This is a genomic window from Streptomyces sp. NPDC002138 (assembly GCF_040296485.1).
Taxonomy (GTDB): Bacteria; Actinomycetota; Actinomycetes; order Streptomycetales; family Streptomycetaceae; genus Streptomyces.
This window is the reverse complement of record NZ_JBEOXE010000019.1, coordinates 1-11,253: the sequence shown is the minus strand read 5'-3', so window position 1 is coordinate 11,253 and position 11,253 is coordinate 1. Positions and strand designations below refer to the sequence as shown.

Here is an 11,253-nt window from a genome sequence, read left to right as displayed (position 1 = left end):
GAACCATCGCCGCGCCGAACCCGTTCAAATCCCGAAGGGGGCAAAACCGTACACATCCCTCATCGATACGCCCCCGAGACCCCATAAATCGCCCATGATGGTAACCGGCGAAGGGGTCAGGCCCCCAACGCCCGTCGGAGCCGGTCCGGGTTCACCCTCCAGAAGGTGTGCTGTTCGCCATCGATCAGGACCACCGGAATTTGCTCCCAGTACAAGCGGTACAGCTCCTCGTCCTGCGAGATGTCCTTCTTCTCCCATTGCGCACCGGTGTCGGCGCAGACTTTCCCGATCACTTCCTGGGCGTCGTCACAGAGATGGCACCCCGGCTTGCCGATCAAGGTGACCATCCGCTCTGCCGGACTCTTCTTTTCCTTACGGCGCAGCAAAGGGCTCATGCATCCATTGTTCACCGCCCTGGAATCCGCCGGGTTCGGGAAGTTCCGAACACAGTGGCTATGCTCGCGTCATGTCCTCTCTGGGATGGCTCACCCCTCGTAGGCGCTCCGCCACCGCGCGGAGCGTGCTGGCCGGCGAGGCCTCGGCCGAGGCCGCCCGCAAGACCGCCCTGGCCGATGATCCGGCCGGGATCGGTTTCTCCCTGGACTCCGCGGCCCCACAGGACACGGCGCCTCCCGCGGCCCCCGAGCCGCCCGAGCCGGAGTTCCCCGTCGCGGGGGACGAGCTGGCCGCCGCCTTCTTCGACCTCGACAACACCGTCATGCAGGGCGCCGCGATCTTCCACTTCGGCCGCGGCCTCTACAAGCGCGAGTTCTTCCGCCGCCGCGAGCTGGCCCGCTTCGCCTGGCAGCAGGCGTGGTTCCGCCTCGCCGGCGTCGAGGACCCCGAGCACATGCAGGACGCCCGCGACAGCGCCCTGTCCATCGTCAAGGGCCACCGCGTCTCCGAGCTGATGTCCATCGGCGAGGAGATCTACGACGAGTACATGGCGGAGCGGATCTGGCCGGGCACCCGCGCCCTGGCCCAGGCCCACCTCGACGCGGGCCAGAAGGTGTGGCTCGTCACGGCCGCCCCGGTCGAGACCGCCACGATCATCGCCCGCCGGCTCGGCCTGACCGGAGCCCTGGGCACCGTCGCCGAGTCCGTGGACGGCATCTACACCGGCCGCCTGGTGGGCGAGCCGCTGCACGGCCCCGCCAAGGCCGAGGCCGTGCGCGCGCTGGCCGCCGCCGAGGGGCTCGACCTGGCGCACTGCGCCGCGTACAGCGACTCGCACAACGACATTCCGATGCTGTCACTGGTCGGACATCCGTATGCGATCAATCCCGATACGAAACTGCGCAAGCATGCCCGCGCCCACGACTGGCGGCTGCGCGACTATCGCACCGGCCGCAAGGCCGTGAAGGTCGGCGTCCCGGCGGCCGCCGGAGTCGGCGCGATCGCGGGCGGCGCGGCCGCCGCGATCGCCCTGCACAGGCGCCGCAAGTAGCCCTCGGGCGCCACCACCGGCGCCCCGCCCGGCCACCCTTCCCCGCACGCCCGGCCCACGGCCCCGCGGCGGGCATTCCCCCGGTCTACCCGTGCCCTCGGCGCGGCATTCCGGCATGCCTCACTCGGTCGCGAGCCGCCCCGGAAGCCACCATTCCGCGTACAGAAGTGATCAATAACCGATCACCGAGTGCGACTGAATATGCCCTCGACACGCTACAGAAGCGACGGAACCGGTGATTTGAGCAACTAGGTGTAGCGCTGCCTGTACGAAGCGTTATTCTCCTCAAACGCATGCCACCGCCCATTCGTCGCCACGACGAGTGAACGGTCCCGCACTGCACGTGATGGAAGCTCTGCCTCTGGGAGTCCCGTGTACCCACCTGTCGGGGTTGACGCCTCGGGCCTGGCTACGCTGCGCGCAACGGTCATCGACCACCTGCGTGGCTTCGTCCCCACCGCGTACGCCGTCCCCGTTTTCGCCGCCTCGGTCCCCGCCGGCCTCGGCCCCGTAGGTCCTTGCTATGCCCTGACGGATGGCGGAGCGACCGTGGGCAGACGCGGCCGCGCGGGCTCCGGTCCGAGCGGCGGCACCGGCACGACCACGCCGACCACCCGCCGTCCCACCGCGGACAGCGACAGCGCCCGCATGATGGATCTGGTCGAGCGGGCCCAGGCCGGCGAGGCCGATGCCTTCGGTCGCCTGTACGACCAGTACAGCGACACCGTCTACCGCTACATCTATTACCGCGTGGGCGGCAAGGCGACCGCGGAGGACCTCACCAGTGAGACCTTCCTGCGGGCGCTGCGCCGCATCTCCACCTTCACCTGGCAGGGCCGCGACTTCGGCGCCTGGCTCGTGACGATCGCGCGCAACCTGGTGGCGGACCACTTCAAGTCCAGCCGCTTCCGCCTCGAGGTCACCACCGGCGAGATGCTCGACGCCAACGAGGTGGAGCGCAGCCCCGAGGACTCCGTCCTGGAGTCCCTGTCCAACGCGGCGCTGTTGGAGGCCGTACGGAAACTCAATCCCCAGCAGCAGGAGTGCGTGACCCTGCGCTTCCTGCAGGGTCTCTCGGTCGCCGAGACGGCCCGGGTGATGGGGAAGAACGAGGGCGCGATCAAAACGCTGCAGTACCGGGCGGTCCGGACCCTGGCCCGGCTCCTCCCGGACGACGCCCGCTGACCATGACGCTGTGGTCCGATCATCCTTCGTCCGTAACCCAAGTGCCGCGTGGCTCGTTGTGCGGAATGCAGGCTCCCTGTGGACACGCCCTGCCCGAAGCCGATCACTCGAAAGGGTGGATGTGCTCAAGGAAGGCAACCTTCCGGACACCCCGGGGAGTCGATCGTCATGACGAGAGGAGGTGCCGCCAGTGATCGCGAACGTTTCTCCGCACCGGCGGGCGAACGCCTTCGCCCAGGCCCTGGAGGATCGGACCCCGTCCGAACCCTCGGAACCGGAGCCGGCGGCCGAGCAGTCCGAGGCACCTGCCGAACCTGCCGACTGCGACCGGTTGTTGGCCCTGGCGAGCGCGCTCGGCGAAATGCCACGCCCGCAGATGGACGCCGATGTCAAAGTGGTGCAACGAGCGCAGCTCATTGCCGCCATGGAGACCATGGTGATGGAAGAGAGGTCCGGGGGCGGTGCCGCCTCGGACCCTCTGGTGCCCGAGCAGCGGACCGGTCGCGGCGCCCACCGGGCGACCCCGCTCCGGAAAATGGCCCGCTCCCGCTGGTCCAAGGGCATCGCAGCAGGCGGCCTCACGGTCGGTGTGGCCGCGGGAGCCTTCAGCGGAGTGGCCGCTGCCAGCACCGACGCCCTGCCGGGTGATTCCCTGTACCCGGTGAAGCTGGGCATGGAGGATCTCAAGCTGGGCATGGCCGACGACGATTCGGACCGGGGCGAGCTCTATCTCGACCAGGCCTCGAACCGCCTGTCGGAGGCCCGTCGGCTGATGGAGCGCGGCAGGTCGCCGGGTGCGCTCGACCACGAGGCGCTGGGCGAGATCCGCCGGGCCCTCGCGGGAATGAAGCACGACGCGGAGGAGGGCCACCGGCTCCTCCAGTCCGCGTACGCGCGGGACGGCTCGCTGGGCCCGATCCAGGCCCTGTCGTCCTTCTCCCGCTCCCACCGCGACGCGTGGGGCAGGCTTCGCGAGAAGCTCCCGGCGCAGCTCACGGACGTGGGCGAACAGGTCACGTCGGTCTTCCAGGCCATAGACGATGACGTCGAGCCGTTCCAGGGGCTGCTGCCGAAGCCACCGGAACAGTCGAGGGGACCCGGCTCCTCCGGCGCCCCGGCGAAGCCGGGCACCGGCGGTCCGCACCACTCCGCGCCCCCGACCGCGGGCTCCGGCCCGTCCGGCGGCTCCGCGGGGCCCTCGCCGTCCCCCTCGGGCTCCCGGTCCGCGGGTACCGGCGGCCTCATCGGCGGCGCCGACGGCCTGCTCAACCCGCCCCCGGCGAGCGGCGGCCAGCTGCCGCCGGTCACCCCCGAGATCCCGCATCCGGAGATCACCCTCCCGCCCCTGCTCCCTGGACTGCTCCCGGGCCTGGGCATCAAGGGCGAGGACGCGGACTGACGGCGCGACGCCAGGACGCCGGCGGGGCAGCGATGCCCCGCCGGCGTCCGGCCACGCTCGACGCCTCAATCAGAAGAAGACCGACCGCCGCTGCACCAGCAGCTTGTACAGCGTGTGCTGGATCTGCTCCCGCACCTGGTCCGTCAGGTTGAACATCAGCATCGGGTCCTCCGCCGCCTCCGGCGGATACCCGTCCGTGGCGATCGGCTCACCGAACTGGATCGTCCACTTCGTCGGCAGGGGCACCGCGCCCAGCGGCCCCAGCCAGGGGAACGTCGGAGTGATCGGGAAGTACGGGATCCCCAGCAGCCGCGCCACCGTCTTGGCGTTGCCGATCATCGGGTAGATCTCCTCCGCCCCCACGATCGAGCACGGCACGATCGGCGTGCCCGCCCGCAGCGCCGTCGACACGAAGCCGCCGCGCCCGAACCGCTGCAGCTTGTACCGGTCCTCGAACGGCTTCCCTATCCCCTTGAAGCCCTCGGGCATCACCCCGACCAGCTCCCCGGCCTCCAGCAGCCGCTGCGCGTCCTCCGCGCACGCCAGGGTGTGCCCGGCCTTGCGCGCCAGCTCGTTGACCACCGGCAGCATGAACACCAGGTCCGCCGCGAGCAGCCGCAGGTGCCGCTGCGCGGGATGGTGGTCGTGCACCGCGACCTGCAGCATCAGGCCGTCCAGCGGAAGCGTCCCGGAGTGGTTCGCCACGATCAGCGCGCCACCCTCCTTCGGGATGTTCTCGATGCCCTTGACCTCGACCCGGAAGTACTTGTCGAACACGGGTCGCAGGACCGACATCAGGACCTGGTCGGTCAGCTCCTTGTCGTACCCGAAGTCGTCGACCTCGTAGTCACCGGTGACACGGCGCCGCAGGAAGGCCAGCCCGCCCGCGAGCCGCCGCTCCCAGCCGCTCGGGGCGGCGGGCACCGGCGCGGGTACGACGGCCGGACCGGGCACCGCCCCCTGGGGGCCCACGGCCGCGGAACCGGCCCCGGAACCACTCCCCGGAGCCGCCGCTGACCCCGCGTCGGATCCGGCGACCGCCCGGACCCGCCGGGCCCGCCGGCGCGGACGGTCCTCGTCGAACGGAATGACCTTGGCGTCCGCCACTATCGCTGCGCTCCCTCTTCGACCGCGGACCCGGCTCCGGCTCCGGTTCCGTCTCCTGCCACGGCAACGTCGACCTTCAGCATCCCCGCCACCCGGTCCACGGCCCGCCCCGCCCGCTCCGGCGGCAGCAGCCCGTTCCCCCGGCTCCGCGTGAAGTCCGCGAAGGTCTCGGCGGTCGTGTACATCGGCTTGAATCCCAGCACCTCGCGCATCTGGGAGGTCTCCACGACCCGCCCGTGCGTGAGCAGCCTGGTCTGTTCCGGCGAGAAGTCGGTGACCCCGACCGCCTTCAGCGCGGAGCCCACCCAGGTGAGCGCGGGCAGCGGCAGCGCTATCGTCGGCCGCCCCAGCCTCCGCGAGCACTGGGACAGCAGCAGGACGCCGTCACCCGCGATGTTGAAGGTCCCGCTGTTCAGGCTCCCGCGCCGGGGCTCCCCCGCCGCCAGCCGCAGCACGTCGAGGACGTCGTCCTCGTGGACGAACTGGAGCCTCGGGTCATATCCGAGCACGGTCGGCATGACCGGCATCGAGAAGTACTCGGCGAGCGCCGAGTCCGCGAAGGGCCCCAGGATGTTGGCGAAGCGCAGGACGCACACGGCCACGTCGGGCCGCCGGCGCGCGAAGCCCCGTACGTAGCCCTCGACCTCGACCGCGTCTTTGGCGAAGCCCGCGGCGGGCAGTGACTTGGGCTGGGTGGTCTCGCTGAAGACGGCCGGATCCCGCGGGGCCGCTCCGTACACGCTCGTACTCGACTTCACGACGAGACGGCGCACCGTCGGGGACTTCTGGCAGGCCCCGAGGAGCTGCATCGTCCCGATGACGTTCGTTTCCTTCACGGCGCTTCCCGCGCCGCCCGCTCCCACCCCGCCGCCGCCGGTGACCGCGAGGTGCACCACGGTGTCCACGGAGTACTCGGCCAGCACCCGGGCGATCGCCGACTGCCTGATGTCCGTACGGACGAACTCGGCCGATCCCAGTCGGTGCGGCGGAGTCACGGCATCCACCGCGATCACCCGCTCGACCTCCGGGTCGCGCTGGATCCGGCGTACGAATCGGCCTCCCAGCTGCCGGGCTGCCCCAGTCACGAGCACGACCTTCCCCACTGCTCAGCGCCTCCCTCGTCGTACCCCGGCTGCACCGCAGCCCCCCCACCAGAATGGTGGAGGGGCTGCGGAAAACACGTACAGCTGCCGTTTACTTCTTGTTACGGCGCTGCACGCGGGTGCGCTTGAGCAGCTTGCGGTGCTTCTTCTTGGCCATCCGCTTGCGCCGCTTCTTAATAACAGAGCCCACGACTACCCTCGCTCACTTCTCGGAACATCCCCGCGCTAGCGGGGATCGGTGCGGGGCGTCTGGGCCCACACGACCTACGTCGGCCTAGCCTACCCGCCAGATCTCTGAGCCCGTAATCCGCATGCGGCCGAGGGGGGCCGAGGACGTCAGTCTCAGGCCGACTCCACCCCCACATAGGACTCTCGGAGGTACTCGTGAACCGCGTTCTCGGGCACCCGGAAGGACCGGCCCACCCGGATCGCGGGCAGATGACCGTTGTGCACCAGGCGGTACACGGTCATCTTCGACACTCGCATCACCGAGGCGACCTCCGCCACGGTCAGGAACTGAACCTCACTGAGAGGCCTCTCGCCAGCAGCCATGACACACCTTTGACCTTCCGCGCATGACGGGCACCGGCTTCCCCTCCGGTTACGCCCCGTCGTCGCACGCTCACTCCCCAGAGTAGGGGCGGGTGATACGAGTGGGGAAGAGGAGCTACAGCCACCAGTCCCGGCCACACCTCAGCCCGCGAGCCCCGCGCGCCCCAGCACGTACCGTGTGAGCGGTCGGTAGTAGTCCGACCGCACCGCGTCATCAAGCGGAACCACCGCCGCGACCCTTCCCTCGGCCTCCCCGACGAACAGCGCCGGATCGTCCGTATCGGCCAGCCCGATCGCCTCGAAACCCAGCTGACCTGCCCCGCAGACCCATCCGTGGTCCCCCACCACAAGCTCCGGAAGCGGCTCCCCGGCCTCCGCCAGAGCCCCCAGCGCGATCCGAACCGGCAGCGGCGAATGGGTGTGCGCGCCGGTGGCGCCCCCCGGCGGACGCGCGCCGGGCTCCCGTACCAGTGCGACCCCCCGTACGTAGGCGAGGCGGTACGTACGTACGCCGAACCGCGTCAGAACGTCCACGGCCACCCCCTGCGCCGGGGTGAGGACAACACAGCCCACCGCCGACAACGCCTGGGCCAATGTGGCGTAGAACCCCAGGAGGCGGTGCGGGTGACCGGTGCCGAACAGCACCGGAGCACGGGCCAGCGCGGCCTCCCGCAACCGCCCCGCGAAGGCGTCCAGTCCGGCCAGTGTCCGCTCCGGATCGATCACGTCCTGGCCGTCGACGTGCGCGGGGTCCGCCGACACCCCGCACTTGTCGGCCATCAGCCGCAGCAGGTCGGGCTGCGCCCAGCCCCACTCCGGATCCAGGCCCAGCAGCACCCTCGGATCACGGGCCGCGAACAGCCGGTAGCTGCGCAGGCTCTCTTCCCGGGTGGTCGCGACGGGCCCGGCCAACCGGGCGGCCAGCAGATGCGCACGCAGCGCGCCGGTGCTCAACACCCTCCGATGCTGCCGCACCCGGCCCGACTGATCATCAATTCACCGAAACAGCCCCACAGTTGGCCTAATGTCACGCTTGCGCGGACGCCGTCCGCGCGCCCGCCCGGCCGCCCCTCAGGTCAGCATCCCGCGCAGCGGGTACACCGCCCGCCGCGTCGCCAGCACTGCCTGGTCGATCCGGTCCGCGGGGTCGTACCCCGACTCCCACTCCCGCCACGCGGGGCTGCGCCCGTCCGTCATCCGGGCCGGAGCCAGCTGCCGGGTCCGCGCGTACACCTCGTCGCGCCACGACGCCGGGACCGCCGACTCCGGGTCGAGCGGCCGGTGCGCGGCGATCGCCACCAGATGCGTCCAGGACCGCGGTACGACGTCCACGATCGCGTAACCCCCGCCGCCCAGGGCCAGCCAGCGCCCGTCCGCGTGGGCGTGCGCGAGGTCGTGGCAGGCCTCCTGCACGGCCCGCTGCGCGTCCAGCGACACCGCGAGGTGCGCCAGCGGGTCCTCGAAGTGCGTGTCGGCGCCGTGCTGCGTCACCAGCACCTGCGGCCGGAAGTCCGCCAACAGCTCGGGCACCGTGGCGTGGAAGGCCCGCAGCCACCCCTCGTCCCCGGTCCCGGCCGGCAGCGCCACGTTGACGGCCGACCCCTCGGCGGCCGGGCCGCCCGTCTCCTCGGGCCAGCCGGTCTGCGGGAACAGCGTCCGCGGGTGTTCGTGCAGGGAGACCGTCAGCACCCGCGGGTCGTCCCAGAACGCGGCCTGTACGCCGTCCCCGTGGTGCACGTCCACATCGACGTAGGCGACCCGCTCGGCCCCCAGCTCCAGCAGCCGGGCGATCGCAAGGGCGGCGTCGTTGTAGACGCAGAACCCGGCGGCCCCGCCGGGCATCGCGTGGTGCAGCCCGCCCGCGAAGTTCACGCCGTGCGCGGCCTCCCCGCGCCAGATCGCCTCCGCGGCCGCCACCGACTGCCCGGCGATCAGCGCGGAGGCCTCGTGCATCCCGTGGAAGGCCGGATCGTCCAGGGTGCCCAGCCCGTACGAGCCGTCGGCCACCCCGGGGTCTGCTGACACCTCCCGCACCGCGGCGACGTAGTCCTCGCGGTGGACCAGCCGCAGCGTGGAATCACCGGCCGCCTTCGCGGCGCGCACGTCCATCTCCCGGTCGAGACCGAAGGCCCGCACCAGGCCCATGGTCAGCGCCAGGCGCACCGGATCCATCGGATGGCTGGGCCCGAAGTCATACTTCGTTACCGCCTCGTCCCACATCAACAGCCCTGTCACCGACTCGCCGCTCATGTCCGACACCGTATCGGGCGCCCTCCGGGGCGAACGAGCGGGCGTAGAGGAGCGTGATCAGGACCAGCGCCATCGGGACGAGCATGGCCCCCCGGTAGCTCCACGTGTCACCGAGCGCCCCCACCAACGGCGCCCCGACGAGGAACCCGACGTAGTTGAAGATGTTGAGCCGCGCGATGGCCGTGTCAGAGGACTCCGGGAACAGCCGGCCCGCGGCCGCGAAGGTCTGCGGCACGATCACGCACAGCCCGATCCCCAGCAGGGTGAACCCGAGCATCCCGACCCACGCCCCGGGCGCGGCGGCCACCACCGCGAACCCGGCCGCCGCGACGAGCGTCCCGGCCCGTACGACGGCCACCGCGCCGAAGCGGCGCACCCCCAGGTCGCCCACGGCCCGCCCGAGCAGGGTGGTCACCATGTAGACGTTGTAGGGGACGGTCGAGAGCTGCTCGGAGCTGCCCAGGACGTCCTTCAGGTACTTGGCGCCCCAGTTGGAGACCGTCGAGTCCCCGATGTACGCGAACGCCATCACCAGGCAGAGCGGCAGCAGCAGCCGGCCGCCGCTCGTCGGCCACCCCGACGGCGCCTCCCCCTGCTCCCCGCCGGCGCCCGCGGCCGGGGTGTCGACGTAGTACCGGCTCGCGGCGAGGGCCAGCGGCAGCAGGATCACCACGGCGGGCAGATAGCTCTCGAAGAGCGACAGGTGCCAGTGCACGCACGCCCACGCGGCGGACGCGCCGACGATCCCGCCGAGGCTGTACGAGGCGTGGAAACCCAGCATGATGCTGCGGCCGTACGCCCGCTGCAGGCTCACCCCGAGCATGTTCATCGAGGCGTCGAGCGCGCCCACCGCCAGCCCGAACGCCCCGAGCGCCAGCGCGATGTGCCACATCCGGGTCCCGGCGCCGGCGCCCAGGAGCGCGAGCAGCACGAGCGGCTGCGCCCAGCGCAGCACGGTGCTGGGCGCGACCCGCTTCACCAGGTGCTCGGTGACCACGCTCGACACCCCGGCGAGGACGGGGACGGCGGCGAGGAAGGCGGGCAGGAGGCCGTCGGATATGCCGTACTGGTGCTGGATGGCGAGGATCCGGGTCACCAGGAGGGCGAAGGTGACGCCCTGCACGAAGAAGCTGAAGCCCAGGGACCCTCGTCCACGGCGCAGCCGCACGTCTGCTGTCATGGCGGCTCAGCGTAGGCGCGGGGCCTACCCGTGGGTAGAGAGATCACATATCGAGTTGGAGAAGCCCCGGGAGCTCCTTCATCTCGCCGAACAGGCCGGTGGCACCGGCGAGCCGTTCGGCCGGGGTCATGGCGGTAAAACCGAAGACGTCCATTCCGGCGGCCCGCGCCGCCCGGACTCCGAGCGGGCTGTCCTCGACGACGACGCAGCGCGCGGGCCGGGCTCCCATCCGCTCGGCGGCGTGCAGGAAGAGGTCCGGCGCGGGCTTGCCCTTGCCGACGTCCTCGGAGCTGAAGATCCACTCCTCTTCGAACCACTCGTCGAGCCCGGTGGTGCGGTGCCCCACCCGGATCCGCTCGTGACTCCCGGAGGAGGCGAGGCAGTACGGGATCCCGCGCGCGGTGAGCTCCTCGAGGACGTCCGTGGCTCCGGCGACGGGCCGCAGTTCCTTCTCGAACGCGGCGAACACCCGGGCGTGCAGGGTGTCGTCGAAGTCGGCCGGCAGCCGCTCCCCGGTCCGCTCCAGGACCGTGTCGTGCACCCGGTGCACGGCGGCGCCCATGTAATCGCGCAGGGACTCCTCGTACGAGGTGGGGTGCCCCAGCTCGGTCAGGTACCCGGAAAGAATGGTGTTCGAGAGCGGCTCGCTGTCCACCAGAACACCGTCGTTGTCGAAGATGACGAGGTCATAGCTCATGACACCGACCCTATGCATGTCCGGTCCGGAACGCAGAAAAGCCCCGCACCAAAAGGTGCGGGGCTTTCCCGGAAAAATTGTTCGGCGGCGTCCTACTCTCCCACAGGGTCCCCCCTGCAGTACCATCGGCGCTGAAAGGCTTAGCTTCCGGGTTCGAAATGTAACCGGGCGTTTCCCTAACGCTATGACCACCGAAACACTATGAAGTTAACCAAACCGGATACGGCACAGTTCGTTACTTCAGAACTAACACAGTGGACGCGAGCAACTGAGGACAAGCCCTCGGCCTATTAGTACCAGTCAGCTCCACCCGTTACCGGGCTTCCACATCTG

Annotated in this window: 12 protein-coding genes and 1 rRNA gene; 3 read left to right on the top strand and 10 right to left on the bottom strand. The window is 70.6% G+C overall.

From position 1 onward, the window contains the following. Window positions 1-116 precede the first annotated feature (116 nt). Window positions 117-395, bottom strand: a complete 279-nt coding sequence (locus tag ABT084_RS14815) for a glutaredoxin family protein (protein WP_351042831.1) — start codon at window positions 393-395, stop codon at window positions 117-119. Between the two features lie 71 nt (window positions 396-466). Between ABT084_RS14815 and ABT084_RS14810 the strand changes: the two genes are divergently transcribed. From ABT084_RS14810 to ABT084_RS14800, 3 genes are all read left to right on the top strand, one after another. Next, the gene (locus ABT084_RS14810; protein WP_351042828.1) at window positions 467-1,447 is read left to right on the top strand and encodes an HAD family hydrolase; all 981 of its coding nucleotides are present in this window, start codon (window positions 467-469) and stop codon (window positions 1,445-1,447) included. Window positions 1,448-1,819: 372 nt separating this feature from the next. Further along, window positions 1,820-2,632 carry an ECF subfamily RNA polymerase sigma factor, BldN family gene (locus ABT084_RS14805; RefSeq protein ID WP_351042825.1) on the top strand — a complete coding sequence of 271 codons (813 nt, stop codon included), beginning with the start codon at window positions 1,820-1,822 and terminating at the stop codon, window positions 2,630-2,632. Between the two features lie 190 nt (window positions 2,633-2,822). Next, the gene (locus ABT084_RS14800) at window positions 2,823-4,031 is read left to right on the top strand and encodes a DUF5667 domain-containing protein (RefSeq protein WP_351042822.1); all 1,209 of its coding nucleotides are present in this window, start codon (window positions 2,823-2,825) and stop codon (window positions 4,029-4,031) included. A gap of 69 nt (window positions 4,032-4,100) precedes the next feature. On the opposite strand, the gene ABT084_RS14795 is transcribed toward ABT084_RS14800, so the two are convergent. From ABT084_RS14795 to rrf, 9 genes are all read right to left on the bottom strand, one after another. After that, the gene (locus ABT084_RS14795; protein ID WP_351042819.1) at window positions 4,101-5,138 is read right to left on the bottom strand and encodes a lysophospholipid acyltransferase family protein; all 1,038 of its coding nucleotides are present in this window, start codon (window positions 5,136-5,138) and stop codon (window positions 4,101-4,103) included. Then, window positions 5,138-6,241: an NAD-dependent epimerase/dehydratase family protein gene (locus tag ABT084_RS14790; protein WP_351042817.1), complete on the bottom strand. Its 1,104-nt coding sequence runs from the start codon at window positions 6,239-6,241 to the stop codon at window positions 5,138-5,140. The genes ABT084_RS14795 and ABT084_RS14790 overlap by 1 nt, the downstream gene beginning before the upstream one ends. A 91-nt stretch (window positions 6,242-6,332) precedes the next feature. Further along, window positions 6,333-6,431, bottom strand: a complete 99-nt coding sequence (locus tag ABT084_RS14785; RefSeq protein ID WP_003948845.1) for a 30S ribosomal protein bS22 — start codon at window positions 6,429-6,431, stop codon at window positions 6,333-6,335. Window positions 6,432-6,583: 152 nt separating this feature from the next. Beyond that, window positions 6,584-6,793 (bottom strand): helix-turn-helix domain-containing protein, encoded by a 210-nt coding sequence (locus ABT084_RS14780; RefSeq protein ID WP_008738568.1) that lies wholly within the window; start codon window positions 6,791-6,793, stop codon window positions 6,584-6,586. Between the two features lie 141 nt (window positions 6,794-6,934). Then, window positions 6,935-7,750, bottom strand: a complete 816-nt coding sequence (locus tag ABT084_RS14775) for a phosphatase (RefSeq protein WP_351042814.1) — start codon at window positions 7,748-7,750, stop codon at window positions 6,935-6,937. 114 nt (window positions 7,751-7,864) lie between these two features. Then, window positions 7,865-9,013, bottom strand: coding sequence for an acetoin utilization protein AcuC (locus ABT084_RS14770; protein ID WP_502968938.1), 1,149 nt, complete (start codon window positions 9,011-9,013; stop codon window positions 7,865-7,867). Further along, entirely contained in the window at window positions 8,985-10,223 is a 1,239-nt protein-coding gene (locus ABT084_RS14765; protein WP_351042808.1) for an MFS transporter, read from the bottom strand. The genes ABT084_RS14770 and ABT084_RS14765 overlap by 29 nt, the downstream gene beginning before the upstream one ends. Window positions 10,224-10,266: 43 nt before the next feature. Next, window positions 10,267-10,920 (bottom strand): HAD family hydrolase, encoded by a 654-nt coding sequence (locus tag ABT084_RS14760; protein WP_351042805.1) that lies wholly within the window; start codon window positions 10,918-10,920, stop codon window positions 10,267-10,269. 79 nt (window positions 10,921-10,999) lie between these two features. Beyond that, window positions 11,000-11,116, bottom strand: a 5S ribosomal RNA gene (gene rrf, locus ABT084_RS14755). Between the last annotated feature and the right edge of the window lie 137 nt (window positions 11,117-11,253).

Bases quoted from the DNA above. Each gene is read 5' to 3' on its own strand.
- ABT084_RS14815 (WP_351042831.1), bottom strand. From the start codon at position 395: ATGAGCCCTTTGCTGCGCCGTAAGGAAAAGAAGAGTCCGGCAGAGCGG.
- ABT084_RS14810 (WP_351042828.1), top strand. From the start codon at position 467: ATGTCCTCTCTGGGATGGCTCACCCCTCGTAGGCGCTCCGCCACCGCG.
- ABT084_RS14780 (WP_008738568.1), bottom strand. From the start codon at position 6,793: ATGGCTGCTGGCGAGAGGCCTCTCAGTGAGGTTCAGTTCCTGACCGTG.
- ABT084_RS14770 (WP_502968938.1), bottom strand. From the start codon at position 9,013: ATGTGGGACGAGGCGGTAACGAAGTATGACTTCGGGCCCAGCCATCCG.
- ABT084_RS14765 (WP_351042808.1), bottom strand. From the start codon at position 10,223: ATGACAGCAGACGTGCGGCTGCGCCGTGGACGAGGGTCCCTGGGCTTC.
- ABT084_RS14760 (WP_351042805.1), bottom strand. From the start codon at position 10,920: ATGAGCTATGACCTCGTCATCTTCGACAACGACGGTGTTCTGGTGGAC.